Raw genomic sequence first — 25,551 nt, 5'->3', positions numbered from 1 at the left:
GCCGGTGACGGGAGGCGATTTCGCCCTTCCAGGGCAGGACGGGCAAGACGAAGCGGCGCAAGGCCGCAAGAGGGCGGGCTAGGCGGGCGGCGCTCCGGTCAGAGCGCCGCAACCGGGGCGGGCAGGTCATAAAATTTTTGCACCACGTCCCAGCCCTCCTGGGCGGTGTCGACCACGTTGAACAATTCAAGATCATTGGGCGAGATGGTCCCGGCTTCTGCCAGCGCCTCGAAATTGATGACCTTGCTCCAAAAGCTCGCGCCAAACAGCAAGAGCGGCACCCGGGCCATGCGGCCGGTCTGGATCAGGGTCAGCGCCTCGAAGAATTCATCAAGCGTGCCAAAGCCGCCGGGGAAGACCGCGACTGCCTTGGCGCGCAGGAGAAAATGGATCTTGCGCGTGGCAAAATAATGAAAGTTAAACGAAAATTCCGGCGTGACGAAGAGATTGGGCGCCTGCTCATGGGGCAAAACGATGTTGAGCCCGATGGACGGCGCGCCGACATCGGCAGCCCCACGATTGCCCGCTTCCATGACGCCCGGGCCGCCCCCGGTCACCACCACGAATTCCTTGAAATCAAGGCTGCGCGAGGTTTCCGAGGCGAGGCGCGCGAAATCGCGCGCCACATCATAGTAGCGCGAGGCGGCTTCCAGATTGGTTTTCTGGGTCTGGTTCTTGGCGGCCCAGGCCGGCTTGCCGGGCTCGGGAATGCGCGCACCACCAAACAGGACCACGGTTGAATTGATCCCCGCTTCGCGCAGGCGGAACTCGGGTTTCAGATATTCCAGCTGGAAGCGGACGCCCCGGATGTCCTCGGAGGTGAGAAAGTCGTCATCGGCGAAAGCCAGGCGGAATGCGGATGACTGGGTCTGGGGCGTATTGGGAGCGCGCTGGGAAGCGTCAATGTCCTCCTGGGAGGTACGCAACGGGGTGGGACGGCGTCTGGCCAAGAAAAGCTCCGATACGGGCAATTGGATTTTGTGGTGAGTTAAGCGGGCGGGGAACGCGGGGTAAAGGGTCGCACCCCGCAAAGGGCTGCGCCCTTATCATATAGGTATTTGGACCCGATCTTGAAGACGATGGCCGCGGCGGCGGGCAGATTGGTCGCCCTTGAGCCGCGGGCGAGCGCGGATCAAGGGCGCGCCGCACCGGTCTTGCCCCTTGCCTTTGCGGCCATTTATTCGCATATAGCGCCTCGGGAGGTTGGCGCGGACGTGTTCCTCGCCAACCGGGTCAGGTCCGGAAGGAAGCAGCCCCAACGAGACCTGCACGGGTCGTTGCCAGCCTCCTATTTATTCCCGAGCTGAGCCAGCGGCTCCCCGGTTTTTTCCTTTTTCACCATGCATTGGAGGGCAGGATGGCGGACGCTCAAACCTCGCCTTATCTGGTGCTGGCCCGCAAATATCGCCCGCGCGACTTCTCGACCCTCGTGGGACAGGACGCGATGGTGCAGACGCTGGGCAATGCGTTCAAGCAGAACCGCATCCACCACGCCTTTATCCTGACCGGCGTGCGCGGCGTGGGCAAGACCACGACAGCGCGCATTCTGGCGCGCGCCTTCAATTATGAGGATGCGAGCGGACGGCACCCCACACTCGACCTCTCGGTCGAGGGCGAGCATTGCCGCGCCATCATCGAGGGGCGCCATGTCGATGTGGTGGAAATGGACGCCGCGTCCAATACCGGCATCAACGACATCCGCGAGATCATCGACTCCGTCAAATACGGCCCCGTGTCGGCGCCGTTCAAAGTCTATGTGATCGACGAAGTGCATATGCTCTCGACGGCGGCCTTTAACGGGCTGCTGAAGACGCTCGAAGAGCCGCCGCCCTATGTGAAGTTCATTTTCGCGACCACCGAGATCCGCAAGGTGCCGGTGACCATCCTGAGCCGCTGCATGCGGTTCGACCTCAGGCGGATCACGCCCGAGGTGATGACGGCCTATGTGCAATCGATCCTCGAGCAGGAAGGGATCGGGTTCGAGCCCGAGGCCCTGGCGATGATCGTGCGGGCAGGTGAAGGCTCGGCGCGGGACAATCTGAGCCTGCTCGACCAGGCGATCGCCCATGGCGATGGCGCGGTGACGGCCGCGACGGTCAAGGCGATGCTGGGCCTGGGGGACCGGTCGCGGATCATTGACCTCTTTGAAGAAGTGATGGCCGGGCGGATCGGGGATGCGCTGCAAACGCTGCGTGCGCTCTACGATCTGGGCGCCGATCCGCAAACGCTGATGGCCGATCTTGCCGATTTCACCCATCTCGTAACGCGCATCAAAGTGGTGCCGGCGGCGGGCGAGGATTTGTCGCTGACTCCCGACGAGCGCGTGCGGGGCGCTGAATATGCCGGGCGGTTGCCGATGCGGGCGCTGTCGCGGGCCTGGCAGATCCTCTTCAAGGGCCACGAAGAAGTGGGGCGGGCCAACAATGCCCTCCAGGCCGCCGAAATGGTGCTGGTGCGCCTGGCTTATGCGGCCGATCTGCCGACGCCCGACGAGTTGATCGCCAAGCTCGCCAACCAGCCTGCCCCCGCGCCGGCGCTGCCGCCGGGAGGCTCCTATGGGCGTCCTCCGAGCGGTGGTGGTGGTGGCGGGCAGGCGATGCGCGTTGAGGCGCCGCAACCATTCCAGGCCGAGCCGGCGGTATCGCGCTCCCTGCCTTCGCCCGAGGAGGCGCCCCAGGCGCTGGCGCAGCCGGTGCTCGTGACGACCCAACCACTGGAAACGGTGCAACCCGCGCCGCCTCCGCCGCCAGCCATGGCCAAAGTGGGGAGCTATCGCGAACTGATTGCGCTGGCGGGCGCCAAGCGCGACGTGTTGCTTAAGCTCGCACTGGAATCGCAGATGCGGCCAGTGTCGTTCAGCGAAGGGCAGATCGAGGTGGCGCTGGCCGAAGGCGCCGATCCCGGCATCATCGCCATGTTGTCGGCGCGGCTGCAGCAATGGACCGGTTCGCGCTGGCTCGTGACCGTATCGAGCAAGCCGCCCGAGGGCCTTACGTTCCGGCAGGAGCAGCAGGAGCGGCAAAAGGCGGCGCATGCGGCGGCCCACGAGGACCCGCTGGTGCAGGCCATACTTGAGACCTTTCCGGGTGCGAAGGTCGTGAATGTGAAATTGCGTGACGATGCCGTCGCGCCCGAGGCCGATGCGGCCCCCCCGCCAGCAGAAGAGGACGAGGAATGAAAGACATCATGGGCATGATGAAGGCCGCCACCGAGATGAAGAGCAAGATGGAGGCCATGCAGGCCGAGCTCGGCGACCTCGTTGTGGAAGGCCAGGCAGGCGCGGGCATGGTCACCGTCTCGCTTAACGGCAAGGGCGAGATGCGCGGCGTGCGGATCGATCCGAGCCTGTTCAAGGACGACGATGTGGAAGTGCTCGAAGACCTGATCGTGGCCGCCCACAACGACGCCAAGAGCAAGGCGGAAGCCGAAATGCAGCGCAAGATGGCCGAGGTCACGTCGGGCCTGCCGCTGCCTCCGGGCATGAAGCTGCCGTTCTAGGTTTTTGGACTGATGTGAAGGCGCGGGGCATTCCCGCGCCGATCCCGTTGCGGCGCGTGGCGCCACCTCTTCGCCCACCGGGCGTCGGGGCAGGAATGATGTTGATGGCGAGCGGCGGACCCGAGATTGAACAGCTGATCCAGCTGATGGCGCGCTTGCCGGGCCTGGGGCCGCGTTCGGCGCGACGGGCGGTGCTGCAGCTGATCAAGAAGAAGGATCAGCTGATGATCCCGCTATCGGCCGCGCTCGACCGGGCCGTGGTGGCGGTGCGCACCTGCGAAGTGTGCGGCAATGTCGATACGCAAAGCCCCTGCGCCATCTGCGCCGATCCGCGCCGCAACGAAAGCGGCATGCTGCTCGTGGTCGAAGACGTCGCCGATCTGTGGGCCCTAGAGCGCGCCGGGGTCGGTGCGGTGAAATATCATGTGTTGGGGGGCGTGTTGTCGCCGCTCGATGGCGTCGGGCCCGATGATCTTTCGATCGAGGCACTGCTGGCGCGGGCACCCGAGTTCAGCGAGATCGTCCTCGCGATCAATGCGACGGTCGAGGGGCAGACCACCGCCCATTACATCACCGACCGGCTGGGGCATGGCACCACCAAGGTAACGCGCCTCGCCCACGGGGTGCCCGTGGGCGGCGAGCTCGATTATCTCGATGAAGGCACGTTGAGCCAGGCGCTCAAGGCGCGCACGCTGGTTTAGCGGACGCCCTTGTCGGGATCAAAGCCGTCGCCTTCTTCCCATTCGGTTTCATCGAGCGGCTCGGGCTCGTCTTCGTCATCATCGAAGGGAGCGCTGTCGGCGGCTTCCCCGGTGATGGCGGCGCGGCCATCCACATCGTCGGGCGAGAGGGCATCGAGGTGGTCCTCGGGGTCCTGCGCCAGAACGCCCGTGGCATTGCCATAGTCGAATTCATCATCGGCATCGGCCAGCGAGCCCGAGAGTTCGGCAATGGCGCGATCGATTTCGTCGAGCAGCGGATCGGTATCGGGATTGGTGGCAAGATCGCCGGCCTGGCGGGCGCGGATCTGGTCGGCCAGTTCGCGCAGGCGATCGACGCGTTCGCCCGCCGGGCGGTCCTCGCCATAAAGCAGGTCGTCCACCTCATCCTGGCTGATCGGTTGGCCGACAATGACTTCGTCGACGGCATCGGCCGGTGCGGTGTCCTGCGGCAGGATAGAGCCGGGATGGTTTGTGGGCATGGCTTGCTTCCTTGAGCGAGAGTGTTCGAAGCACACAACGCGCCGGAGCGAGCGCGGGTTCACTGCACCGATCAACTGCTTGGGGGACTGCAACGGGGCGCCGGCCGGCTCGTTGCTGGATCAACGCAAGGAGCGATTGATGAGCAAGGCACTGCAGAAGGGAACGAAGGTGACGTGGAACTGGGCCGGCAGCACGGCACAAGGCACGATCGTGGAGCGGTTCACCGATAAGGTCACCCGCACCATCAAGGGCGCCGAGGTGACGCGCAATGCCAGCCAGGAGGAGCCGGCCTTTTTGATCCGGCAGGAGGATGGCGACGAGGTGCTCAAAAGCGCCAGCGAGCTGGAACCGAAGTAAGCCGCGGGCTTACTCGCCGGCGAAGTAGGTTACGGGCCTACTCGCCGGCCAGGCGGGGTTGTTCCTCGAAATCCATGGCGTCGATGCGCTCGCCGCGCTTGTTGATCTTGCCGGTGGAGGTGAGGATATCGCCGATGTCGCGGCTGGCCTGGTTGAAATGGGTCTGCAGCTTGTTGACCCGTTCATCGAGCCGCCCGAGATCGGCCAGCAATTCGCGCACTTCCCCCTGGATCAAATGGGCCTGTTCGCGCATGCGCACATCGCGCAAGAGGGCCTGGATCACCTGCACCGAGAGCATCAGGAGGGCGGGCGAGACGATGACGACGCGGGCGCGGGCGGCCTTTTGCACCACATCGGGAAAATGCTCGTGAATGTCGGCGAAGATGGATTCGGAGGGCACGAACATGAAGGCGGTGTCCTGCGTTTCCCCGGGGATCAGGTATTTTTCCGCAATTGCCTTCACATGCACGCCGATATCACCGCGAAACTGGGTTTGCGCGGCGCGCAAGGTTTCGGGTGAGTCAGCCATGCCCAGGCGCTGCCAGCTTTCGAGCGGAAACTTGGCATCGATCACGAGGCTCGGTGCGCCATTGGGCATGAGTACGAGGCAATCGGGGCGGTTGTTGTTGGAAAGCGTTGACTGGAAGGAATAGCTGTTGGGCGCCAGCCCATCGGCAATGATCGCTTCCATGCGCCCCTGCCCGAAAGCGCCGCGCGTCTGCTTGTTGGCCAGAATGGATTGGAGCGAAACGATCTCGCTCGAGAGCGAGGTCATGGTAGATTGGGCGCGATCGATCACCGCCAGCCGTTCATGGAGCCTGGAGAGCCCCTCATCGGTTTTGGTGCGGGTTTCCTGCAGGGCCTGGCCGACGCGTTGGGAGGTGGAATCGAGCCGTTCATTGACCAGCCGGGCCAGATCGGAGGTGCGCGAGCCAAAGATCTCGGACATGGTTTGCATGCGGCCCGTCATCTCCGACTGCACCTGCATAAGCCCGGCGAGATGGCGCTCCATGGCTTCCGAGCGCGCCAGCACCGCCGCAGTTTCCGCCGCCCGCGCTTGCCCGGTGCGCAGCGCCGCCAGCACGAGCACCAGCAGCAGCAGGACGATGAGCCCGCCACCCGCCGCGAGCGCCTGGAGCGGAGTGACTGCGAATTGGCCGAAAACAAGAAGCGGGCTGTCCATGCTGCTGGTTTAGGACGATTCGGGCGTTCCTCCTATGTTCTTGTGCGGCGTGGCGCCAACTGGCGACCAGTTGCGGGGGGAGTGACCCGGATTTTATAGGGCAACAACACAGGTTTAGGGAATGCCTACTCCCGCCCCCCCGGCGCGTTGCGGGTGGAGCCAGGAGAGAGCCATGCCACTATATTTCTTTGATACCGATGATGGTGACGTCTTGTTCAGGGACGAGATCGGCTCTGACCTGGCTAGTGACCACGCCGCGCGCGACGAAGCCTCAAGCGCCCTGGCGGAACTGGCCAAGGACCATATTCCCGGGGCCTACCCGCAAAAGAACATCACCATGTGGGTGCGCAATGAAGAGGGTGAGCCGATCCTGCAACTGGCGCTGAGCTTTGCCATCCGGCCCCTGAAATAGCGGCGTGGGCGCTGCCGACCAGTTCGCGCAATTCAGTCGAGCTCCCCGGCGTAAGCGGCCAACTGATTAATGGTGGTGCCCCAACCTTCATCAAAGCCCAGTTCGGCGTGCTTGTGGCTATCGGCGGCGTTTTTGTGGAGGACACGAGCGGAATAGCGGGTGCCCGGCCCTTCGGGCGTAAAGGTGATGATCGCCGTCAGCGCCAGCCATGGCTCGGTGGGACGCCAGCCTTCGGCCAGGGCCGTGGTCCAGACCAGGCGCTGCTCGGGCAAAACCTCGAGAAAGCAGCCTTCCACATGGGGTTGGAACGGTCTCTCCCCTTCGCGCATCCGGGTTTCAAAGCCGCCGCCGGGGCGCAGATCGAGCTTGACCACCTCGCATTCTATGGGCGCCGGGATCCACCAGCGCGCGAGATGCTCCGGCCGGCTCCAAGCGGTCCAGACCTTGGCGGGCGCTGCGTTGATGAAGCGAGTAATGGTGAGTTCGTCGTCGCAAACAGTCATGGATTTGGCTCCTCGGCCAGATGGTTTTCGACATAAGCCGCGAGCCGATCCGCCCCGGCGCTCCAGAATGCGCGTTGCTCGGCCAGCCAGCTTTCGGCTTGCAGCAGCCGCTCGGGCTCGATGCGGCAGGTGCGAATACGGCCGGTTTTTTCCGTCGCTATCAAACCGGTCTCCTCAAGCACCCGCAAATGCTTGAGAAAGGCGGGCAAGCCCATGGCGAAGGGCTCGGCCAGTTGCTTGACCGGCTTGGGGCCAGCCAGCAGCTGGCGGAGCACCGCCCGCCGGGTCGGGTCGGCAAGGGCGTGAAAGGCTCCGTCAAGGGCTGGGTCAAAGTTCTCCATGTGGTGAACTATGGACATCAGTTCACCACTTGGCAAACTAAACCTGTTGCGCGTTGGTAAGGGGCGCTCAGGCAGAGCGCGGTGGGTCCTGCTCGAACTGACCGGCACCAGCGACAGGGATTAGCCAGGGTTCGCGGCGCTTGATCCAGCCTTCGCGGGTGGGCACGAAGGCGGCCGGGACCTGATCGAGAGAGCCCAGCACGATTTCAGCGCCGGTTTCGCCGAGGTGGAAGAGCGGCGCGCCGCATTGGGGGCAAAAGCTGCGCCCCTTAAAAGTGGCGTAAGTGCCGGTGACAGAGAATCGCCCGACCGGCCAGTCGGCATAATACAAAAAGGTGCTGCCGGTTTCGCGCCGGCAATCGGTGCAATGGCAAAGGCCCACTTTGAGCGGTTCGCCCGTCACTTCGTAGCGCACCGCGCCACAGCGGCAACCACCCTGATAGGTTGTTGGCATGGCGTTATCCTCCCTGTTGCGGCAACGGAACGGCCTTGGCGGGGTTCCAGCGCAGTTGACCGGAAGCGCCGAAAATACCATATCGGGAACAATTCCCTTTTGCCTGGACGAATAAACATGGCTATCCGCCCCATTCTTGTGTTGCCCGACCAGCGGCTGCGTGCCGTCGCCGACGCCATCCCCGAGGTGGACGAGGAGATCAAGACGCTGGCCAAGGACATGCTGGATACCATGTATGACGCGCCCGGCATTGGTCTTGCCGCCCCCCAGATCGGGGTGATGAAGCGCATCGTGGTGATGGACCTAGCGGGCGAAGGCGAAACGCCCGATCCGCTGGTGATGATCAATCCCGAGATTACCAAGGTTTCCGACCAGATCCAGGTGACCGAAGAAGGGTGCCTGTCGATCCCCGAGCTTTACTATGAAGTGGAGCGGCCTGACGCGGTGACGGTGAAGTACACCGATCTGGATGGCAATGAAGTGGTTCGGGATGCCGATGGCAAGTTGGCCGTTTGCATCCAGCACGAGATCGATCATCTCGATGGCGTGCTTTACATCGACTATCTCAGCCGCCTCAAGCGCGACCGGGTGATCAAGAAGTTCGACAAGGCCGCCAAGCGCGCCGCGGGCTGAGCGCCGTGTTGCTCGTGGCCGGGGCTTGCCGCGGCCGCTGACTTGATTGAGATGTTGTCGAGGGGTGGGCTGGTTGTGGCCTGCCCCAAGTTTTGATTGCTGCCCGGGAGTTTGCCGATGCGCGTTGTTTTCATGGGCACGCCCGAATTTGCCGTGCCGACCCTGTCCGAGATCGTTTCGAGCGGGCATGAGGTGGTGGCAGTTTATACGCGCGCCCCAAAGCCAGCCGGGCGCGGGCAGGCCGAGCGCAAGTCGCCGGTGCATCTGGCGGCGGAAGCGATGGGCATTCCCGTGCTGACGCCGCGCTCACTCAGGGGCCCCGACGAGCAGGGCGTATTTGCGCTCCATGATGCCGATCTCGCGGTGGTGGTGGCCTATGGGCTCATTCTGCCCAAGCCCATTCTGGAAGCGCCGCGTGAGGGGTGCCTTAACCTGCATGGCTCGCTGTTGCCGCGCTGGCGGGGCGCCGCGCCAATGCAGCGCGCGATCATGGCCGGAGACACGCAGACCGGCGTCATGGTGATGCGCATGGAAGAAGGGCTCGACACGGGCCCGGTAGCGCTGGGCGAAGTGATCCCAATCGGACCCGACACCACGGCGGGCGAATTGCACGATACCATGATGCGGGTGGGGGCCGATTTGATGGGGCGGGCGCTGGCGGCGCTCGAGCGGGGCAGCCTTGATTTCACCCCGCAGCCCGAAGCGGGCGTCACCTATGCCAAAAAGATCGAAAAGGGCGAAACCCGGATCGACTGGTCGCGGCCGGCGGCTGAGGTGCACAACCATATTCGCGGCCTTTCGCCGTTTCCCGGCGCGTGGTTCGAGATCGAGCTCGGTGGCAAGCCGGTGCGCGTCAAGGCGCTGCGCTCGACGCTGGCGGAGGGATCAGGGGCGCCCGGCACGGTATTGCCGGAGCTGACCATTGCCTGCGGGACTGGCGCCGTGCGGCTCGTCCAGGTGCAGCGCGAAGGCAAGACGGCGATGGATGCCGCGACGTTCCTGCGCGGTGCCGGTGCGCTGCCGAGGATGCTCAGTTGATCGCGAAGTTCGAGATTTGTGCTCCCTTCCCCCTTGAGGGGGAGGGCCGGGGTGGGGGGTGGCCTTGTGGGTCACTGACGGACCCCCTCCCCCGGCCCCTCCCCTCAAGGGGGCGGGGAGGCCAGACCTTGGGCCGGTGTTGAGCCATGGCGCGGTTCAAGCTGGTTCTTGAATATGACGGAACCCCGTTTTCGGGCTGGCAGGTGCAGCCGATCCGGCTGACCGTGCAGGGCGTGCTGGAAGACGCGATCGAGCGGTTTTCGGGCGAGCGGGTGGTGACGCAAGCGGCGGGGCGCACCGATGCGGGGGTGCATGCGCTGGGCCAGGTGGCGCATTTCGACCTTTCCCGCCCTTGGGACCCGTTCCGGGTGCGCGAGGCGCTCAATTATCACTTGCGGCCCCATCCGGTGGCGGTGATATCGGCCGCAGCGGTGGATGAGAGCTTTGAAGCGCGGTTTTCCGCCACCGCGCGCCACTATGAGTACCGCATCCTCAATCGACGGGCGCCGGCGGTGATCGAGCGCAACCATGTGTGGCACCTGCCCATGCCGCTCCAAGCCGAGCCGATGCACGAAGCGGCGCAGGGCATTCTGGGGCTGCATGATTTCACGACGTTCCGGGCGGCGGAGTGCCAGGCCAAGTCGCCGCTGCGCACGCTGGACCGGCTCGATGTGCGGCGCGAGGGCGAACATATTGTGGTGGTGGCGAGTGCCAGGAGCTTCTTGCATCACCAGGTGCGCTCGCTGGTGGGTTCGCTCAAGCTCGTCGGTGAGGGCAAATGGGCGCCGGAACGCTTGCGCCAGGTGCTCGATGCGCGCGACCGGCGGCAATGCGGGGCGATGGCGCCGTCAGCCGGGCTGTATCTGACCGGCGTCGACTACTAGACGGGCGGCGGCACTGCCGGCATCAGCATGCCGTAAAATAGCAGCAGCCCGATGCTGGCGCCCACCAGCTGGGCGACAATGAACATCGCCACCTGCATGGGCGAGAGCGTCACGATCAGGCGGGCAATGTTGATGTCGATGATGATCACGACGATGATCACGCCGAAAAAGGCAATGCCGCCGCCGTCGCCCACCAGCAGCAGGAGCAGCGACAGGAAGGCGGTGAAGAACGTGGTCCAGTTATCGGCGACCAGGAAGGGCACGAAGCCATCGGTGCGCCCGAGCTGGCGCAGCACCACATAGGCGAGAGCCGCCTGGAGCAGGAACAACACGCCATTCATCAGCAGGCCACGGGTGGCCAGGCCCGGCTCAAGCCCAAGGCCGAACAATTGCGGCACAAAGGCCGAGATCGCGTTGGCCAGGAGGAAGGCAATAAAGGAGCCGATCAGGCCGCGCTGGCTGAAATCGAAAAAGCTTGCTGCCTGCCGGTTGCCGGTCAGGAGCGCAAAGCAGCCGCGTGCCGCACTAGCCAGTTCATCGCGAAAACTCGTGGTCGGCTGGGCCAATGGTTACTCGGCAATCATAGGGGGGACGCGGCGGGGTTCAGGAGCATGTAAAGGCTCACCGGCATGCCGACAAGCAGCGCGATCGTTAAAACTGCAAATGCGACCGAAACGCCTCGGCTCCAGCCGGCCGCAACACGGCCGAGCCGATAAAGCAAATAGCCCAGCGCGAGCCAGACCAGCAGCAGCGCGGGGCCGCCGATGAGGGAAACCACCGTCCCGGCAACAAGATAGGCCACCAGCGCATAAATGCCGGGGACCAGCAAAGTGCGCAGCGGGGCCGGGCTGGCCAGAACGCGCTTGGTGATCTGGATGGCCAGCAGCAGCGCCAGGATCGAGAGCGCCTGCACCACCAGCGCCGAAGCGATGCCCATCATGCTGGGCATGCCAACGCCCATGGAGGCGAAGGCGACGGACAGAAAGGCCACAAACAGGAAGATGGACAGCGCGGCCGCGAGGCCTGCATTGGTCAGGGTGAAGTGCTGCGACCAGGCGGGGTCACCGCGCAGCAGCAGCATCCAGCCGCGCCAGGCCCGGGTGAGCGCCGCCCAGAGCTTCACGCAACCGCACCGGCAAAAAAGCGGCGCATGAATTGCGTGTAGATCTCGGTCAGCCCGGTGAGATCGGAGATGGCGATGTGCTCGTCGATCTTGTGCATGCTGGGGCCCACAAGACCACATTCCACCACCGGACCATAGGGGGCAATGAAGCGGGCGTCCGAAGTGCCGCCGCCGGTGGAATATTGCGGGCGCTGCCCGGTGCAGTCCGCGATGGTGTCCGACAGCAATGCAACATGCTCGCCGAGGGGGGACAGGAAGGACAGCGAGGGGCGGCCGATGACCTCGAACCGCACGGTGGTGCCGGAGGGATCCACCTCGGCGATGCGCTCGCGCACCCATTGTGCCAGGGTGTCGGGGGTCCAGCCATCGTTGAAGCGGATATTGAAGCGCAGCGTCCCGGCGGCGGGGATCAGATTGGCGGTGGGATTGCCCACATCGATCGAGGTGAGCTCGAGATTGCTGGCCGGAAAATGCTCGGTCGGGGTGTCGAGACGCGTTTCGCTCAGGGCGAGAGCAATGCGGGACAGTACGGGGAGCGGGTTGTTGGCCTTGTCCGGATAAGCGACATGGCCCTGGGTGCCCTCGACGGTGACAACGCCCGAGAACGAGCCGCGCCGGCCGATCTTGATGCTGTCGCCAAGGGTGGCGGCGGAACTCGGCTCACCCACCAGGGCGAAGTCGAAACGGTGACCCTGTTCATGGGCCCAGGCCATGAGCTTGCCGGTGCCGTTGACCGCGTCGGCTTCCTCGTCATTGGTGATGGCGAGCATGATCGTGCCGGCGTCAGCGGGAATGGCGGCGGCAGCGGCGACAAAGGCTGCAATGCCCGACTTCATGTCGGCGGCGCCACGGCCATAAAGCTTGTCCTCGCTGGGGCGGGCGGTGAAGGGGTCACTGGTCCAGAGGGCTGGATCGCCAGGGGGCACCACATCGGTGTGGCCGGCGAACAGGAGCCGCCGACCGCCCCGCCCCCGGATCGCGAAGAGATTGTCCACCGGGTAGGAGCCGTCGCCCTCAAAGCGGAGGCGGTGGATTGCGAAGCCCAGCTTTTGCAGTTCGGTTTCGAGCAGGTCGAGCGCGCCGGCCTCATCGGGGGTCACCGAGGGGCAGGCGATCAGGCGGGTGAGGAGGTCAACGGGGTCGGTCATATCGGGATGGTTCCGGGAGCGTGGCCCCACCCCACCCTGCCTCCCCCATCGAGGGGGAGGGTAAGGAGGAGCCTGCGCTGGCGACTTAATCGCGGAGGAGCTCGTTGATGCCAGTCTTGGAGCGGGTTTGGGCGTCGACGGTCTTGACGATCACGGCGCAGTAAAGGTTGGGGCCGGGCTGGCCGTTGGGCAGGGGCTTGCCCGGGAGCGAGCCCGAAACCACTACGGAATAAGGTGGCACCTTGCCGATATGGATTTCGCCGGTGGCGCGATCGACGATCTTGGTGGAGGCGCCGATGAAGACGCCCATGGAGATCACCGAGCCTTCGCCAACGACAACGCCTTCAACGATTTCCGAACGGGCACCAATGAAGCAATTGTCCTCGATGATGGTGGGAGCCGCCTGCAGGGGCTCGAGCACGCCGCCAATACCGACGCCGCCGGAGAGGTGGACGTTCTTGCCAATCTGCGCGCAGGAGCCGACCGTGACCCAGGTGTCGACCATGGTGCCTTCATCGACATAGGCACCTAAATTGACAAAGCTGGGCATCAGGATGACGTTCTTGGCGATAAAGGCCGACTTGCGGGCAATGGCGCCGGGCACGGCGCGGAAGCCGGCATCGCGCCACTGATTGTCGCCCCAGCCTTCGAATTTGGTCGGCACCTTATCCCACCAGGTCGAGCCTTCAGCGCCACCGGTCATGGCCTTGTTGTCGTTGAGACGGAAGGACAGGAGCACGGCGCGCTTGAGCCACTGATTGACCTGCCACTCACCATCGATCTTTTCGGCAACGCGGGCCTGGCCGCTATCGAGCAGGTTCAGCGCCGTTTCAACGGCGTCACGCACTTCGCCTGTGGTGCCGGGATTGATCTCGGCGCGGTTGTCAAAGGCGGTGTCGATGATGCGGGCAAGATCGGCATGGGACATGGGGGAACTCTCGAAAGATAGGGGGTGTGAAGGGAAGGCGGGGCCCTCAGGCCGGGGCGCTCTCATGATTGCTGGCGGGATAAACGCCCAGAATGCGGAACTGGTCAGTGAAAAAGCCGAGCTCCTCAAAGGCCAGCTGCACCGACCGGTCGCTGGGATGGCCCTCGATATCGGCATAGAACTGGGTGGCGGTGAAGGCGCCGCCGACCATGTAGCTTTCGAGCTTGGTCATGTTGACGCCATTGGTGGCAAAGCCGCCAAGCGCCTTGTAAAGCGCGGCGGGGACGTTGCGCACGCGGAACACGAAAGTGGTCTTGGTGTTGCCCGGAGCGGCGCGGCGTTCCTCACGCGACAGCACCAGGAAACGCGTCGTGTTGTGGTCGGCGTCCTCGATATTGGAGGCCAGAACGTCGAGGCCGTAGATCTCGCCGGCAAAACGCGATGCGATCGCCGCCAGCGTCGGGTCGCCTTTTTGCGCCACTTCGCGGGCCGAGCCCGCGGTGTCGACCGCATTGATGGTGCGAAAGCCGTTGTCGGCGATGAACTTGCGGCACTGTCCAAGCGCCACCGACAGGGACTGGACGGCGCGAATATCGGCTAGCTGCGTGCCGGGAAGGCCCAGCAGGTTCATTTCCACCCGCAGATAGGTTTCCCCAATGATGAAGAGCCCACTCTGGGGCAGCAGGTGGTGGATGTCGGTGATGCGGCCATAAAGGGAGTTTTCCACCGGCACGACTGCGAAATCGGCGCGCCCGCTTTGCACCGCGGCCAGGGTTTCCTCGAAGGTCACGCAACCCATGACCTCGTCGAGAGGAAACACATTGCGTGCCGCCGCATGGCTGAAGGCGCCATTTTCGCCCTGAAACGCAATCTTCCTGCTCATCGATACACTCCGCTCGGCTGTGGGTGCAGCTTTTGAACCCGAGCCCGGCGGGTGTCAATTCGGCCAGGGCCCCGGCAATGAGCCCGGGCGGGGGAAATGTCGCACCACCGGATTGGGCAGTTGCGCCTTGATGGGCTTGCGACTATCTTCCGCGCGCGGCGAACCGGGTGGTTGAGGGCAGCTTCTTTAGGCAGTCGCAAGTTGAACCCGCTTGGACTATCGTTCGTTCGGGGATGGACTGGTAGAGAGTTTCACATGGATTCGTTTGAGATTAACAAGATCATGGGCGCCGTACTCGGCACCCTGGTGTTTGTCATGGGTGCCAGCTTTGTGGCTGAAGCCATCTACCACCCCATTGAAGGGCGTGGCCCCGGCTATGCGCTGCCCGAACCCGAAGCCACCGAACTGGTGGCCGATGCAGGGCCGGCCGAAGCCGCAGCGCCCCTGGGCGTGCTGCTGGCGAGCGCCGATCCCGCGCGTGGCGCAACCGCCGTCCGCAAGTGCCAGTCCTGCCACAATTTCGGCGAGGGCGAAGGCAACAAGCAGGGCCCCCATCTTTATGCCGTTGTCGGCCGCCCCGAAGGCGCGGTGGAAGACTTTGCTTATTCCGACGCCCTGATCGCCCACAACGCCGCGGGCGATGTGTGGAGCTACGAGAATCTCGACGCCTTCCTGACCAGCCCGCGCGATTATGCGCCGGGCACCAAGATGGCGTTTGCCGGCGTGCGCAGCCCCGAAGAGCGCGCCGATATCCTGGCTTACCTGCAGACCCTGTCGCCCGATCCGGTGCCGTTCCCGGCAGCGGATGTGCCCGCGACCGAAACCGAGGCAGGCGCCGAGCCCCAGGCTGAAGAGCCGGCCGGCGAAGAAGCCGATGTTGCGCCGGCAGATCCGGTTGCGCCCAGCAATCCGGCCAGCACCGCGCCCGAAAACATCACCGTGCCAGTGGCGCCCGATGCGGCGGTGGAAACACCCGAGGAAACCATGACCGAATCACCGGTGGTGGGCACCCCGACGGGCAGCGGCACCCCCGCAACGAACCAGGCGCCAGCCAATCCGATGGCGCCAACCCAGGCCCCCTCGCCGGCGCTACCGAACGATCCGGGCACGCCCCCAGCCGCACAGTAAGCGGTTCAAGCCTTCATCAAGCCGCGCCCCAAAGCGCGGCTTTCTTTTTGTCTGAAACCCAGGACCTTCTCATGCTGCTGCTGCACCTTTCCGATCTGGACGAGGCCGGCTGGGCCGAGCGCCTGCGGGCAGCGCTGGGCGATTACCCGGTGGTGCGGCGCGGCGACCGGTTCGATCCGGGCGCCATCCGCTACCTGCTGGTGTGGAAGCCCAAGCCCGATGCGTTCGAGGGGCTCGACAATTTGGAACTGGTGCTTTCGATCGGAGCGGGCGTTGATGCGCTGCTCAAGCATCCCGGCCTGCCCGATGTGCAATTGATCCGGTTCGTGGACGAGGATCTGACGCAGCGCATGACCGATTATGTGGTGGCGCAGGTGACCATGCATCACCGACTCCATAGCCGCTTCCAGGCCGACCAGAAGGCGCGGCGCTGGAGCCAGCTTTACCCGCCCGCTGCCAGCGAAACCTGCGTCGGTATCATGGGGCTGGGCGTGCTTGGGCAGGATGCGGCGCGGCGCCTGGTGCCGCTGGGCTTTGCGGTGCGCGCCTGGAGCCGCACGCCCAAAACGGTGGACGGGGTTGAGGCATTCGTGGGCGCCGAGCAGTTCGACGATTTTCTTGCCGGCACCGATATCCTGGTGAACCTCTTGCCGCTGACGCCTGAAACCGCGGGCATCCTCAATATGGAAACCTTCCGCAAGCTGCGGCGCGGCAAGCTCGATGGTGGACCGGCGATTGTCAATGCAGCGCGAGGCGGGCACCAGCGCGAGGCCGACATCGTCACGGCACTACGCGACGGTACGCTGGGCGCCGCGAGCCTGGATGTGTTCGAGACCGAGCCGCTGCCCGCCGATAGTCCGCTCTGGGACACAGCCAACTGCTACCTCACGCCCCATATTGCGGCGATTTCCAACCCACAGACCGGCGCTACCTATTTTTCGCAGGTGATTGCCGATCACGAGGCGGGCAAGCCGCTGCGCAATGTGGTGGACCGCGGGCGAGGGTATTAGGGGGCGGGCTTAGCGCACGCGACAGCCTCTGCGAGGCTGCGCGGGGCGATTAGCTTGCGGGTTGCGGCGGACCGCGCGGGCGCGACAGCCTCTGCGAGGCTGCGCGGGGCTGAACGCGACAACCCTGCGGGTTGCGCGGGAGCGATTAGCTTGCGGGTTGCGGCGGGCCGACAACCCTGCGGGTTGCGGCGGACTGCGCGGGCGCGACAGCCTCTACGAGGCTGCGCGGGGGTACCGCGCCTTGAGCACACCGTAGACCGCGCGGATGCCGTGGTCGGTGGCGCCGAAGGGGCGGCCGGCGCGCGCTTCGGGGGCCCAGGCCATGATGTCGAGATGCACCCAGGCGCCGGCATTGGCGACAAAGCGGCGCATGAACAAGGCGGCGGTGATGGAGCCGGCAAAGCCGCCCTGCCCGGCATTGTTCACGTCGGCGATCTTGCTATTCATCATGGCATCGTAGGGCGACCACAGCGGCATTTGCCAGAGCGGATCGTCCAGGGCGAGGCCGGCGGTCATAAGCTCGCGCGCCAGCGCATCATCGGTGGAAAACAGCGCGGGCAGTTCGGGGCCGAGCGCAACGCGGGCAGCACCAGTGAGCGTTGCCATGTCGAGCAGCAGTTCGGGGCTTTCCTCATCGGCCAGCGCCAGCGCATCGGCCAGGATCAGCCGGCCCTCGGCATCGGTGTTGCCGATCTCGACCGTCAGGCCCTTGCGCGATGGGAGCACGTCGCCCGGCCGGAAGGCGGCGCCGGCGATGGCGTTTTCCACAATGGGGATGAGGACGCGCAGGCGCAGGCCGAGCTTGGCCGACACGATGGCATGGGTGAGGCCCAAAATATTGGCGGCGCCGCCCATGTCCTTTTTCATCAACAGCATGCCCGCCGCGTTCTTGATGTCGAGCCCGCCAGTATCAAAGGTCACGCCTTTGCCCACCAGCGTCACCTTGGGATGGCTGGGATCGCCCCAGGAAAGGTCGAGCAGTCGCGGCGGCTGGTGCCCGGCCCGCCCCACGGCATGGATCAGGGGAAAGCCGGCGGCGAGCAGATCCTCGCCGACAGTGGCGGCAACACTCATGCCCCGCTCTTGGGCAAAGGCGCGGATCTGACGCTCGAATTCTTCGGGGCCGAAATCATTGGCGGGGGTGTTGATCCAGTCACGCGCCAGGGTCGCCGCTTCCACGAGGCGCTCGACTTCGGCGCCGTCGGCGCCTTCGGGCAGCGCCAGCTGCGGGGCGGGCTTGCCTTTTTTGTAGCGGGCGAAGCGATAGGCGCCGAGGCGGAACGCCACTGCCGCCAGCGTGGGATCGCCGAAGGCTCCGGCCAGGCGGTAATCGCCGGGCGCAAGCTTGGCGCCCGCCAGGCCCAGCACCATGGGGGAACGATCGCCCGCCTCGCCAAGCCCGAACAGATAAGCGCCAAGCGCGCCGTTTTCGCCTGGGACCGGCAGCAAGCGGCCGCGCTCGCCATCAAACGCATTGGCCTGCGCCCAGGCCAGCATGGTGGGATTGAGGCCGGCCCCATCGAGCCCGCCGGGTGCAAGGCAGATGATGGCAATGGGCTGGGTGGTGGTCATGGCTTGGTCCCTGAGATCGTGCACTTTCTTAGCGCGCGTCGCGGTCCACCGGCAATCGCCAAAGCCCGACTTAACGGCGCGTTAGGGTTAATGTTCTACTAAAGCGAAGGCTTTCCTGGTTCGAGGTGTTTGCCGTGCTTGCCCTGCCCTGCCTACCCCCATTGCTGCGCTGTGCCGTGTTGGCGGGGATGACGACCCTGCTGCTGGCCGGTTGTGCGTCGAACCGCTCGCTCACGGGCCCGGACGGAGCGGGAATGCCCGCAGTGCAGAGTCAGCAGGGCCTGGGCGAACTGACCGAGCGCTACAAGCGCCAGCCCAAGGACAAGAACCTCATCATCCAATATGCCGCCGCGCTGCGCGATGCGGGCCAAAGCGGGCAGGCCGTGGCCGTGCTGGAAGCGGGGATGACGCATCACCCCACCGATACGGAAATCACCATCGCCTATGCCAAGGCGCTGACGGCCGATGGGCGCTTTACCCAGTCGCTGGCAGTGATCGACAAGGCCATCCGCCCCGATGCGCCGGACTGGAATGCACTGCTGGTCAAGGGCGCAACGCTGGACCAGCTGGGACGCAATGAGGAGGCGCGCCGGCTTTATACGCAAGCCCTGGCCCTCGCCCCCGGGGAAGGCCCGATCGAGGCCAATCTGGGCCTGTCCTATGCCATGACCAATGAACTGCCCCGGGCCGAGCAGCACCTGCGCCGCGCCGTGACCATGCGCGGTGCCAATACCCGCGTGCGGCAGAACCTGGCGCTGATTGTGGGCCTGCAGGGCCGGTTCGACGAAGCGCGTGCGCTTTATGCCGCCGAATTGCCGCCCGAGCAGGTGGAAAGCAACATGACCTATGTGCGCTCGCTGCTGACCCAGCAGAACCGCTGGGAACAGGTCGATCAGGGCTGAGGCTTGAGCCCGGCTGGCGCTCGCGGGGCGCTACAAGCTGCGATCGAGCGGGAGCGACGAGCTGCGCCCGCGCTGGCGCGATAAGCCGTGCTTGCGCTTACATCCCCGTGTTCATTGGGGTGGCAAAAACCTTGATCATGGCGGGAGCCATGATGACGACGAACAGCACGGGCAGGAAAAACAGGATCAGCGGCACGGTGAGCTTGGGGGGCAGCGATGCCGCCTTTTTCTCGGCTTCCGACATGCGCGATTCGCGGCCTTCCTCGGCCATGACGCGCAGGGCCTGGCCAACGGAGGTGCCATAGCGATCAGCCTGGATCAGCGCGGTCATCACCGAACGCACATTGTCGAGCCCGGTGCGACGCCCCAGATTTTCATAGGCGCGGCCGCGATCTTCGAGAAACGACAATTCAGCGGTAGTGAGAGTCAGCTCTTCAGCAAGCTCGACGCTTTGCTGGCCGATTTCCTTGGCCACGCGCTTGAAGGCATGTTCCATCGACATGCCCGCTTCCACGCACAGCAGCAGCAGATCGAGGCAATCGGGCCAGGCCTTGCGGATGGAGGCTTGGCGCTTGGAGATGGCGTTCTGCAGCAGCAGCTTGGGCAGGTAGGAGCCCGCCAGCCCCGCGCCGATGCTGTAAAGCAGGCTGAGATAAACCGGCCGTTCGGGCGAGGGGGCCATGACAAAGAAGTAAAAACCCACCAGCACGAAAATGCCGATCGGCGTGGCAAAGCGCATGAACAAATGTGTGGTCAGGTGCCCCTGCCCGCGATAACCGCCCATGGCGAGCTTGTCGACGGTGGCATCGTCCTGGAAGGCCTTTTTGAGGTCGAACCGCTCGACGACCTTTTTCATATAGGTCTTGGTTTCGGCATTGCGGCGAATGGAGGAGCGGCCATCGCTTCCCAGAGCGCTGCCGCGCAGCCGCGCCATCTCCTCGGCCCGCATCTTGTCGCGTTCCAGCGCCACGCGCTTGATGCGGGTCTTCATCTCCGTCTTGACGATCAGGCTCGAGCCAAAGGTGAACACCACGGCAGCCGCGGAAACCGCGGCGAGCACGGCAATCAGGAATTCGCGCTGGGTCAAAAGCTCGACAATGTTCACAACAGCACGTCCTTGCCCAGGAGTTTAGAAATCGAACTGGATCATCCGGTTCATCACGAAGACGCCGAATGAGAGCATCACAAAGGCGACGCCCAGCCACATATTGCCGAGCGGCGTGGTGAAAAGCGGCGCCAGATAAGCGGGCGACACGACGCTGACCAGCGTGGCCACGACGAAGGGGAGCGAGCCGATGATCCCCGCCGAAGCCTTGGCTTCGGACGACATCGCCTTGACCTTTTGCTTCATCTTCTTGCGGTTGCGCAAAACGCGGGCGAGGTTCCCCAGCGCTTCGCTCAGATTGCCGCCCGCCTGTTGCTGGACGCTGATCACCACCACAAAGAAGTTGACCTCGGCCAGGGGCACGCGCTCGAGCAGCACCTGCACCGCATCGGTCATCGACATGCCAAAGCTTTGCTGGTCGAGCACGCGCTGGAATTCGGACTTCACCGGTTCCTTGGCGTCCTTGGCGACGACGCGGATGGAATCGTTGAGCGGCAGGCCGGTCTTGACCCCGCGCACAATGGCTTCCACCGCGTTGGGCAGTTCGTCGAGGAACTTGTCCTGGTATTTGCGCCGCTTGCGGCTGACATACATGCGCGGGCCGAGATAAGCGCCCGCCACGGCAAAGATCGCGGCGAAATAAAACGGCACCTGCACCAGAACCAGCAACAGGAAAATGATCACCCCGGCGATGATGCTGTTGCGGATAAAGGTCGCTGGCTTGATGGTCATGCCGGCCTGGAACAGTAGCTGCGGCAGGTGTACGCGCTTTTTGGCGTTGAGGGCATCGGTCTGGCTCTTGAGCGCGTCCTGCACGCTTTTGCGGCGCTGGTCCCGCACGCGGGCGCTGTCGGTCGCAAGGCGCGTACCCCGGTCGACCTTGAATGCAGCGCGGCGCTTGGCGGCCCTGCGGCTACTGCCTAGGGCCGAAGGCACCAAGGCAAAGCCTGCGGCGCCGACCGCGACCATAGCCAGAAGAGCAAGCAGGAGCGCGTTCACCGGCTATGCCCCCAACAGCTCGTTCTGCTCGACATTGGCGTTTTCCAGCGCCTCGATCAGATTGGCTTCTTCGTTGAAATAGCGAGCGCGCTCGCTGAACTGGGGCTTGGTGATGCCGGTGGAGCGATGGCGCCCCAGCAGCATGCCGTTCTGGTCTTCGCCCATGATGTCGTAAAGGAAGATGTCCTGGGTGACGATGACATCGCCTTCCATCCCCAGCACTTCGGAAATATGGGTGATGCGGCGCGAACCATCGCGCAGGCGCGCGGCCTGCACGATCACGTCGATGGACGACACGATCATTTCGCGGATGGTGCGGCTGGGCAGCGAATAGCCGCCCATGGTGATCATGGATTCAAGACGCGACAGCGCTTCCCGAGGGCTGTTGGCGTGCAGCGTGCCCATGGAGCCGTCATGGCCGGTGTTCATGGCCTGGAGCAGATCGAAGCTTTCCGGGCCCCGCACTTCGCCCACGATGATGCGTTCGGGCCGCATACGCAGGCAGTTCTTGATGAGATCGCGCATGGTGATCTCCCCTTCCCCCTCGAGATTGGGCGGACGGGTTTCAAGGCGCACCACATGGGGCTGCTGCAGCTGCAGTTCGGCGGAGTCCTCGCAGGTGATGACCCGCTCGTCCTTTTCGATGAAAGCGGTGAGGCAATTGAGGAGCGTCGTCTTGCCCGAGCCGGTACCGCCCGAGATCAGCACATTGGCGCGCACGCGGCCCAGGATGCGCAGCACTTCGGCGCCTTCAGGCGAGATCGAACCATATTTCACCAGCTGCTGAAGGGTCAGCTTGTCCTTCTTGAACTTGCGGATGGTGAGCGCAGCGCCATCAATGGCGAGCGGGGGCGCAATGACGTTGACGCGCGAGCCATCGGGCAAGCGGGCGTCGCAGATGGGGGAGCTTTCATCAACGCGGCGGCCGACCTGGCTCACGATACGCTGACACACATTCATCAGGTGAGCGTCGTCGCGGAAACGCACATTGGTGAGCCGCACCCGGCCGCCCACCTCGATATAGCATTTCTGGGAGCCGTTCACCATGATGTCGGCGATGTCGTCGCGCGCCAGCAAGGGCTCGAGCGGGCCATAGCCCAGCACGTCGTTGCAGATATCCTCGAGCAGGTCCTCCTGCTCGGAAATCGACATGATGATGGATTTGAGCGCGATGATTTCGGCGACGATGTCGCGGATTTCCTCGCGGGCCGCGTCCTGGTCCATGGTGGCCAGTTGCGACAGGTCGATGGAATCGATCAGGGCGTTGAAGATGGCCGACTTGGTGGCGAAATATTCCTTGTCGCGCTGCGCATCGACGGGGGTGCGCACATCAACCACCTCCTCGCCGCGAAGGCGCATTGCGGCAGCCTCGTCGCTGGCCCGGCGCACCGGATCGGCACGGACGGGCGCACGCTCGGGCGGCCGAGCCGGCGGGGCAACATTGACGCCGGGAGTATTGCCGCCAAAGGATGTACGCTTACCAAACATGCTCGTTGTACCGTTCTAGCCAGCGCTTGCCAAGGCGCCTCAGGCTCGCTTTTTCAGGAATGAAGGCATTTTGAGGCCGGATGACTTGCCCGCCCCGCCCGGCGCCTGCCGGCCAGTGACGTGAAGCCCGACGGCGCGGAACACTTCGTTGATCTTGTTGTTGGCCGAGACCTCGGCGATCATCTGCCCATTATTGGCAGCCGTGCCGAAGAGGGCCGCATCAAACGGCACCTGGCCCAGTAGCTGGCATTCGATGGAATTGGCGAATTCACTGGCGCTGATCTCGGGCCGGCGCGGCAGGCCGACCTTGTTAAGCACAAGGCTCGGGGCACTTTCGGTGGGGCGCAGCGCCTTGATGGTGTCGGACAGGTTCTTGGCGTTGCGCAGGTTGGCGAGATCGGGCTCGGCGACGATCACCACCTCGTCGATGGTTGCGAGCGTGTGGCGCACCCAGGCGCTCCAGCTATGGGGAATATCGAGTACCACCACCGGCATAGAGGCCTGGCACATCTCGATGATGCCCTCGAACTCGCGCTCCTCGAAATCATAGGTTTGGTCGAGGGTGACCGGCGCGGTCAGCAGGTTGATGTGGTTGGCCGCCTTGCTCATCAGGCGATCCAGCATGGTCTGGTCGACCTTCTGGTTGGCCAGCAGCGCATCGGCGAGCCCATGGGGCGGATCCTGGTTGAAGTTGAGCCCGGCCGTGCCAAAGGCCAGGTCCATGTCAACGATCAAGGAATCTTGGCGCAGCGTCTGGGACACCATCCATGCGACGTTATGGGCGATGGTAGATCCGCCAGCGCCACCCTTGGCCGACACAAAGCCCACAGTGCGCCCGATCGGGGCGGCGCCATCGGACGCAAAGAGTTCGGTGATGGCGCCGACAATGGTCTGGGAGGTGGCGGGCAGGACGATATATTCCGATACGCCGGAGCGGATCAGCTCGCGATAAAGCATCACGTCATTGACATGGCCCAGAACGACTAGCCGGGTGGAGGCATCGCATACTTCGGCCAGACGCTCCAGTTCGCGCGAAATCTCGGCGGGCTGGAGGGTGGTTTCGATGATGACCAGATTGGGCGTAGGGTTGGATTTATAGGTTTCCACTGCCCCATCGAGCCCACCATTGTGAGTGGTGAGGGCCACCTTGGACATGCGCCGGTCGTGGATGGCGCTTTCCACCAGCTGGGCGGTCTGGCTGTTTTCGCAAAAGGCCTGGATGGTGATGCGCGGAATGAGGCGAGCGCCCGAGGCGATCTCGGCCGCACCTTCTTCGGTCTTGCGGGGCTCGGGGGTCAGAAAACTCATAACACTATTCTCCTTTGGCGCCTGCTGCCGCATCAATCGAGCATGAAGCCGACCGAGCCGCTGAAGCCGCCCCGCATTTCGGCGCGACCGCCGACGCCATACATCTTTTCCATCTTGCCCAGGAATACCGCCTCGGCATCGCTGGCCGGTTCGCTGAAATCGGTGGGCACGGCAATGGTCCCATGGGTGGGCTGCACCAGGTATGGCGTGACCAGGATCACGAGTTCGGTTTCCTGGCTTTGGTACTGACGCGAGCGGAACAGCGCACCGAGGATCGGGATATTTCCCAAACCGGGCATCTGGTTGATGCCCTGGCTGACCCGCTCCTGCAGTAGCCCGCCGATCGCGAGCGTCGTGCCGGCTGGCAGTTCGATGGAAGTCGAGGCGCCACGCTTGCTCAGCGAGCCGTCGGTCTGCGGCTCGGACACGCTGGTTTCGACCTTGAGGCCAATCTGACCGTTGGACTTAACAATGGGGGTGAAATCAAGCTCGACGCCGTAGGGCTTGTAGTTGGTGATGCGGCGGCCGTCATCGTCGAGATCGTAATAGGGCAGTTCGCCACCGGCGAGGAAATTGGCAGTTTGGCCCGATATAGCGGTCAAGGTTGGCTGAGCCAGAATCCGCAAGGCACCGCGGGTTTCAAGGGCACGGATTTCGGCATCGATATTCACATTGGCGATGGGGAAGTTGCCTGTCGCCCCATTGGTGGTGAAGTTGGTGCCAGCAGTGGTGTTGTTGAAGCCGAGATTGACCCCGCCAATCACCGCCGTGCCGGCCAGATTGATCCCTAATTCCTTGGCGGTGTTGCGGTTGATCTCGGACACGGTGACCTGCAGCATGACCTGCTGGGCGCCCGCCACATCGATGATGTTGGCGACGTTTTTGGGATCACCCGCGAACTGAATTGCCACTTCCAGCGCACGATCCCGGTCTTCGGCGGATTGCACCGTGCCGGTCAGCACGACGCGGTTGATCTCGTCACCTGCGGCGCCCAGGGTGACGGACTCCACCTGGATATTGGAGCCTGGGATGACGCGAGCCAAGGCGCCTTCCAAGGCATTGCCGACTTGGGAGGGTTCTTCGAGCACCTTGATGTCGAGCACGCTGATGGTGCGGCCTTGGTCATCGAGAAAGAAGATGTTGGTATCGCCACCACCGATGCCCTGGACGATGGCGCGGGTGCGGGTGCGCATGATCGCCGCGGCCACGGTGGGCTGGGAGACGATTACTTCGGCGACGCCAGCTGGCAGGTCGACGATCAGCGATTTGTTGAGCGCCACGGTGGTGGAGCGAACCGCGCCGTAAGCAGCCGCAGAGATGCTGAGTTGAGCGTCCTGCGCCTGCACCGGAGCGGTTGCGGCCGAAGGGATCAGCAGCGCCGCGCAAAGCGTGGGCAAGAGGCAGCGGTGAAGGGCAGAGCGGGAAAAACGGGCGGCGGGGCTGATCATGGTT

Annotated in this window: 28 protein-coding genes and 1 other RNA gene; 12 read left to right on the top strand and 17 right to left on the bottom strand. The window is 64.2% G+C overall.

Annotation, left to right across the window (positions count from 1 at the left end):
* Window positions 1-98 precede the first annotated feature (98 nt).
* Window positions 99-950 (bottom strand): LOG family protein, encoded by an 852-nt coding sequence (locus AC3YMN_RS17875; RefSeq protein WP_248307218.1) that lies wholly within the window; start codon window positions 948-950, stop codon window positions 99-101.
* 247 nt (window positions 951-1,197) lie between these two features.
* On the opposite strand from AC3YMN_RS17875, the gene ffs reads away from it, so the two are divergent.
* From ffs to recR, 4 genes are all read left to right on the top strand, one after another.
* Window positions 1,198-1,293: signal recognition particle sRNA small type (ffs, locus tag AC3YMN_RS17870), an RNA gene on the top strand.
* Window positions 1,294-1,357: 64 nt separating this feature from the next.
* The gene (locus AC3YMN_RS17865; RefSeq protein WP_489891063.1) at window positions 1,358-3,178 is read left to right on the top strand and encodes a DNA polymerase III subunit gamma/tau; all 1,821 of its coding nucleotides are present in this window, start codon (window positions 1,358-1,360) and stop codon (window positions 3,176-3,178) included.
* Window positions 3,175-3,498 carry a YbaB/EbfC family nucleoid-associated protein gene (locus AC3YMN_RS17860; protein ID WP_127752004.1) on the top strand — a complete coding sequence of 108 codons (324 nt, stop codon included), beginning with the start codon at window positions 3,175-3,177 and terminating at the stop codon, window positions 3,496-3,498. The genes AC3YMN_RS17865 and AC3YMN_RS17860 overlap by 4 nt, the downstream gene beginning before the upstream one ends.
* 98 nt (window positions 3,499-3,596) lie before the next feature.
* A complete protein-coding gene (gene recR / locus AC3YMN_RS17855; protein ID WP_489891062.1) occupies window positions 3,597-4,199 on the top strand; it encodes a recombination mediator RecR in 603 nt (200 codons plus the stop codon).
* On the opposite strand, the gene AC3YMN_RS17850 is transcribed toward recR, so the two are convergent.
* On the bottom strand, window positions 4,196-4,699 hold the full coding sequence (locus AC3YMN_RS17850; protein WP_172122422.1) for a hypothetical protein: 504 nt from the start codon (window positions 4,697-4,699) through the stop codon (window positions 4,196-4,198). The two genes, recR and AC3YMN_RS17850, sit on opposite strands and share 4 nt — an antisense overlap.
* Window positions 4,700-4,838: 139 nt before the next feature.
* Between AC3YMN_RS17850 and AC3YMN_RS17845 the strand changes: the two genes are divergently transcribed.
* Entirely contained in the window at window positions 4,839-5,057 is a 219-nt protein-coding gene (locus AC3YMN_RS17845) for a hypervirulence associated TUDOR domain-containing protein (RefSeq protein ID WP_489891061.1), read from the top strand.
* A gap of 37 nt (window positions 5,058-5,094) precedes the next feature.
* Here AC3YMN_RS17845 and AC3YMN_RS17840 read toward each other — a convergent pair whose 3' ends face one another.
* On the bottom strand, window positions 5,095-6,240 hold the full coding sequence (locus tag AC3YMN_RS17840; RefSeq protein WP_489891060.1) for a DNA recombination protein RmuC: 1,146 nt from the start codon (window positions 6,238-6,240) through the stop codon (window positions 5,095-5,097).
* Between the two features lie 172 nt (window positions 6,241-6,412).
* Here AC3YMN_RS17840 and AC3YMN_RS17835 point away from each other — a divergent pair, with 172 nt between their 5' ends.
* Window positions 6,413-6,652, top strand: a complete 240-nt coding sequence (locus tag AC3YMN_RS17835; protein WP_172122419.1) for a DUF6894 family protein — start codon at window positions 6,413-6,415, stop codon at window positions 6,650-6,652.
* Window positions 6,653-6,684: 32 nt separating this feature from the next.
* Here AC3YMN_RS17835 and AC3YMN_RS17830 read toward each other — a convergent pair whose 3' ends face one another.
* Genes AC3YMN_RS17830 through AC3YMN_RS17820 form a run of 3 tightly spaced genes read right to left on the bottom strand, consistent with a single transcriptional unit; the run spans window position 6,685 to window position 7,950 of the window.
* A complete protein-coding gene (locus AC3YMN_RS17830) occupies window positions 6,685-7,155 on the bottom strand; it encodes an SRPBCC domain-containing protein (RefSeq protein WP_489891059.1) in 471 nt (156 codons plus the stop codon).
* On the bottom strand, window positions 7,152-7,514 hold the full coding sequence (locus AC3YMN_RS17825; RefSeq protein ID WP_248307217.1) for an ArsR/SmtB family transcription factor: 363 nt from the start codon (window positions 7,512-7,514) through the stop codon (window positions 7,152-7,154). The genes AC3YMN_RS17830 and AC3YMN_RS17825 overlap by 4 nt, the downstream gene beginning before the upstream one ends.
* A 49-nt stretch (window positions 7,515-7,563) precedes the next feature.
* Window positions 7,564-7,950 carry a GFA family protein gene (locus tag AC3YMN_RS17820; RefSeq protein WP_489891058.1) on the bottom strand — a complete coding sequence of 129 codons (387 nt, stop codon included), beginning with the start codon at window positions 7,948-7,950 and terminating at the stop codon, window positions 7,564-7,566.
* 117 nt (window positions 7,951-8,067) lie between these two features.
* Between AC3YMN_RS17820 and def the strand changes: the two genes are divergently transcribed.
* The 3 genes from def to truA all read left to right on the top strand — a co-directional run bounded on the left by def (window position 8,068) and on the right by truA (window position 10,505).
* Window positions 8,068-8,583, top strand: coding sequence for a peptide deformylase (def, locus tag AC3YMN_RS17815; RefSeq protein ID WP_127751996.1), 516 nt, complete (start codon window positions 8,068-8,070; stop codon window positions 8,581-8,583).
* A gap of 117 nt (window positions 8,584-8,700) precedes the next feature.
* Window positions 8,701-9,621, top strand: a complete 921-nt coding sequence (gene fmt / locus AC3YMN_RS17810) for a methionyl-tRNA formyltransferase (protein ID WP_489891057.1) — start codon at window positions 8,701-8,703, stop codon at window positions 9,619-9,621.
* Window positions 9,622-9,767: 146 nt separating this feature from the next.
* Window positions 9,768-10,505: a tRNA pseudouridine(38-40) synthase TruA gene (truA, locus tag AC3YMN_RS17805; RefSeq protein ID WP_489891056.1), complete on the top strand. Its 738-nt coding sequence runs from the start codon at window positions 9,768-9,770 to the stop codon at window positions 10,503-10,505.
* Here truA and AC3YMN_RS17800 read toward each other — a convergent pair.
* The 5 genes from AC3YMN_RS17800 to AC3YMN_RS17780 form a co-directional block, all read right to left on the bottom strand.
* The gene (locus AC3YMN_RS17800) at window positions 10,502-11,071 is read right to left on the bottom strand and encodes a hypothetical protein (protein WP_127751993.1); all 570 of its coding nucleotides are present in this window, start codon (window positions 11,069-11,071) and stop codon (window positions 10,502-10,504) included. The genes truA and AC3YMN_RS17800 overlap by 4 nt on opposite strands.
* Window positions 11,072-11,085: 14 nt before the next feature.
* The gene (locus tag AC3YMN_RS17795) at window positions 11,086-11,628 is read right to left on the bottom strand and encodes a hypothetical protein (protein ID WP_489891055.1); all 543 of its coding nucleotides are present in this window, start codon (window positions 11,626-11,628) and stop codon (window positions 11,086-11,088) included.
* A complete protein-coding gene (gene dapE / locus AC3YMN_RS17790; protein WP_489891054.1) occupies window positions 11,625-12,776 on the bottom strand; it encodes a succinyl-diaminopimelate desuccinylase in 1,152 nt (383 codons plus the stop codon). Before dapE ends, AC3YMN_RS17795 begins: the two co-directional genes overlap by 4 nt.
* Window positions 12,777-12,861: 85 nt before the next feature.
* Window positions 12,862-13,704 (bottom strand): 2,3,4,5-tetrahydropyridine-2,6-dicarboxylate N-succinyltransferase, encoded by an 843-nt coding sequence (dapD, locus tag AC3YMN_RS17785; protein ID WP_172122411.1) that lies wholly within the window; start codon window positions 13,702-13,704, stop codon window positions 12,862-12,864.
* 46 nt (window positions 13,705-13,750) lie between these two features.
* Window positions 13,751-14,587 carry a prephenate dehydratase gene (locus tag AC3YMN_RS17780; RefSeq protein ID WP_489891053.1) on the bottom strand — a complete coding sequence of 279 codons (837 nt, stop codon included), beginning with the start codon at window positions 14,585-14,587 and terminating at the stop codon, window positions 13,751-13,753.
* 255 nt (window positions 14,588-14,842) lie between these two features.
* On the opposite strand from AC3YMN_RS17780, the gene AC3YMN_RS17775 reads away from it, so the two are divergent.
* A complete protein-coding gene (locus AC3YMN_RS17775; protein ID WP_489891052.1) occupies window positions 14,843-15,715 on the top strand; it encodes a c-type cytochrome in 873 nt (290 codons plus the stop codon).
* Window positions 15,716-15,786: 71 nt separating this feature from the next.
* Window positions 15,787-16,725 carry a 2-hydroxyacid dehydrogenase gene (locus AC3YMN_RS17770; protein ID WP_489891051.1) on the top strand — a complete coding sequence of 313 codons (939 nt, stop codon included), beginning with the start codon at window positions 15,787-15,789 and terminating at the stop codon, window positions 16,723-16,725.
* 213 nt (window positions 16,726-16,938) lie between these two features.
* Here the strand turns inward: AC3YMN_RS17770 and AC3YMN_RS17765 are convergent, their stop codons facing one another.
* A complete protein-coding gene (locus AC3YMN_RS17765) occupies window positions 16,939-18,297 on the bottom strand; it encodes a leucyl aminopeptidase family protein (RefSeq protein ID WP_489891050.1) in 1,359 nt (452 codons plus the stop codon).
* A 254-nt stretch (window positions 18,298-18,551) separates the two neighbouring features.
* Between AC3YMN_RS17765 and AC3YMN_RS17760 the strand changes: the two genes are divergently transcribed.
* The gene (locus AC3YMN_RS17760; RefSeq protein ID WP_489891049.1) at window positions 18,552-19,199 is read left to right on the top strand and encodes a tetratricopeptide repeat protein; all 648 of its coding nucleotides are present in this window, start codon (window positions 18,552-18,554) and stop codon (window positions 19,197-19,199) included.
* 97 nt (window positions 19,200-19,296) lie between these two features.
* Here AC3YMN_RS17760 and AC3YMN_RS17755 read toward each other — a convergent pair whose 3' ends face one another.
* From AC3YMN_RS17755 to AC3YMN_RS17735, 5 genes are read right to left on the bottom strand one after another with little or no spacing between them, the layout of a single operon-like run.
* Window positions 19,297-20,304, bottom strand: a complete 1,008-nt coding sequence (locus tag AC3YMN_RS17755; protein ID WP_489891048.1) for a type II secretion system F family protein — start codon at window positions 20,302-20,304, stop codon at window positions 19,297-19,299.
* 24 nt (window positions 20,305-20,328) lie between these two features.
* The gene (locus tag AC3YMN_RS17750) at window positions 20,329-21,303 is read right to left on the bottom strand and encodes a type II secretion system F family protein (protein ID WP_127751983.1); all 975 of its coding nucleotides are present in this window, start codon (window positions 21,301-21,303) and stop codon (window positions 20,329-20,331) included.
* Between the two features lie 3 nt (window positions 21,304-21,306).
* Window positions 21,307-22,791, bottom strand: a complete 1,485-nt coding sequence (locus AC3YMN_RS17745; RefSeq protein ID WP_489891047.1) for a TadA family conjugal transfer-associated ATPase — start codon at window positions 22,789-22,791, stop codon at window positions 21,307-21,309.
* A gap of 39 nt (window positions 22,792-22,830) precedes the next feature.
* Window positions 22,831-24,099, bottom strand: a complete 1,269-nt coding sequence (locus AC3YMN_RS17740; protein ID WP_489891046.1) for a CpaE/TadZ family protein — start codon at window positions 24,097-24,099, stop codon at window positions 22,831-22,833.
* A gap of 32 nt (window positions 24,100-24,131) precedes the next feature.
* Window positions 24,132-25,547, bottom strand: a complete 1,416-nt coding sequence (locus tag AC3YMN_RS17735) for a type II and III secretion system protein family protein (protein WP_489891045.1) — start codon at window positions 25,545-25,547, stop codon at window positions 24,132-24,134.
* Window positions 25,548-25,551 lie beyond the last annotated feature (4 nt).

Source organism: Devosia sp. Z11_6, from assembly GCF_058133665.1.
Note: the sequence above shows the minus strand (reverse complement) of the source record. Positions and strands in the feature narration are given on the sequence as shown.

What these genes read in the sequence shown, in the direction of transcription:
- AC3YMN_RS17865 (WP_489891063.1), top strand. Translation starts at nt 1,358, where the DNA reads ATGGCGGACGCTCAAACCTCGCCTTATCTGGTGCTGGCCCGCAAATAT.
- AC3YMN_RS17860 (WP_127752004.1), top strand. Translation starts at nt 3,175, where the DNA reads ATGAAAGACATCATGGGCATGATGAAGGCCGCCACCGAGATGAAGAGC.
- recR (WP_489891062.1), top strand. Translation starts at nt 3,597, where the DNA reads ATGTTGATGGCGAGCGGCGGACCCGAGATTGAACAGCTGATCCAGCTG.
- AC3YMN_RS17850 (WP_172122422.1), bottom strand. Translation starts at nt 4,699, where the DNA reads ATGCCCACAAACCATCCCGGCTCTATCCTGCCGCAGGACACCGCACCG.
- AC3YMN_RS17845 (WP_489891061.1), top strand. Translation starts at nt 4,839, where the DNA reads ATGAGCAAGGCACTGCAGAAGGGAACGAAGGTGACGTGGAACTGGGCC.
- AC3YMN_RS17840 (WP_489891060.1), bottom strand. Translation starts at nt 6,240, where the DNA reads ATGGACAGCCCGCTTCTTGTTTTCGGCCAATTCGCAGTCACTCCGCTC.
- AC3YMN_RS17835 (WP_172122419.1), top strand. Translation starts at nt 6,413, where the DNA reads ATGCCACTATATTTCTTTGATACCGATGATGGTGACGTCTTGTTCAGG.
- AC3YMN_RS17830 (WP_489891059.1), bottom strand. Translation starts at nt 7,155, where the DNA reads ATGACTGTTTGCGACGACGAACTCACCATTACTCGCTTCATCAACGCA.
- AC3YMN_RS17825 (WP_248307217.1), bottom strand. Translation starts at nt 7,514, where the DNA reads ATGTCCATAGTTCACCACATGGAGAACTTTGACCCAGCCCTTGACGGA.
- AC3YMN_RS17820 (WP_489891058.1), bottom strand. Translation starts at nt 7,950, where the DNA reads ATGCCAACAACCTATCAGGGTGGTTGCCGCTGTGGCGCGGTGCGCTAC.
- def (WP_127751996.1), top strand. Translation starts at nt 8,068, where the DNA reads ATGGCTATCCGCCCCATTCTTGTGTTGCCCGACCAGCGGCTGCGTGCC.
- fmt (WP_489891057.1), top strand. Translation starts at nt 8,701, where the DNA reads ATGCGCGTTGTTTTCATGGGCACGCCCGAATTTGCCGTGCCGACCCTG.
- truA (WP_489891056.1), top strand. Translation starts at nt 9,768, where the DNA reads ATGGCGCGGTTCAAGCTGGTTCTTGAATATGACGGAACCCCGTTTTCG.
- dapE (WP_489891054.1), bottom strand. Translation starts at nt 12,776, where the DNA reads ATGACCGACCCCGTTGACCTCCTCACCCGCCTGATCGCCTGCCCCTCG.
- dapD (WP_172122411.1), bottom strand. Translation starts at nt 13,704, where the DNA reads ATGTCCCATGCCGATCTTGCCCGCATCATCGACACCGCCTTTGACAAC.
- AC3YMN_RS17780 (WP_489891053.1), bottom strand. Translation starts at nt 14,587, where the DNA reads ATGAGCAGGAAGATTGCGTTTCAGGGCGAAAATGGCGCCTTCAGCCAT.
- AC3YMN_RS17775 (WP_489891052.1), top strand. Translation starts at nt 14,843, where the DNA reads ATGGATTCGTTTGAGATTAACAAGATCATGGGCGCCGTACTCGGCACC.
- AC3YMN_RS17770 (WP_489891051.1), top strand. Translation starts at nt 15,787, where the DNA reads ATGCTGCTGCTGCACCTTTCCGATCTGGACGAGGCCGGCTGGGCCGAG.
- AC3YMN_RS17765 (WP_489891050.1), bottom strand. Translation starts at nt 18,297, where the DNA reads ATGACCACCACCCAGCCCATTGCCATCATCTGCCTTGCACCCGGCGGG.
- AC3YMN_RS17760 (WP_489891049.1), top strand. Translation starts at nt 18,552, where the DNA reads ATGCCCGCAGTGCAGAGTCAGCAGGGCCTGGGCGAACTGACCGAGCGC.
- AC3YMN_RS17745 (WP_489891047.1), bottom strand. Translation starts at nt 22,791, where the DNA reads ATGTTTGGTAAGCGTACATCCTTTGGCGGCAATACTCCCGGCGTCAAT.
- AC3YMN_RS17740 (WP_489891046.1), bottom strand. Translation starts at nt 24,099, where the DNA reads ATGAGTTTTCTGACCCCCGAGCCCCGCAAGACCGAAGAAGGTGCGGCC.
- AC3YMN_RS17735 (WP_489891045.1), bottom strand. Translation starts at nt 25,547, where the DNA reads ATGATCAGCCCCGCCGCCCGTTTTTCCCGCTCTGCCCTTCACCGCTGC.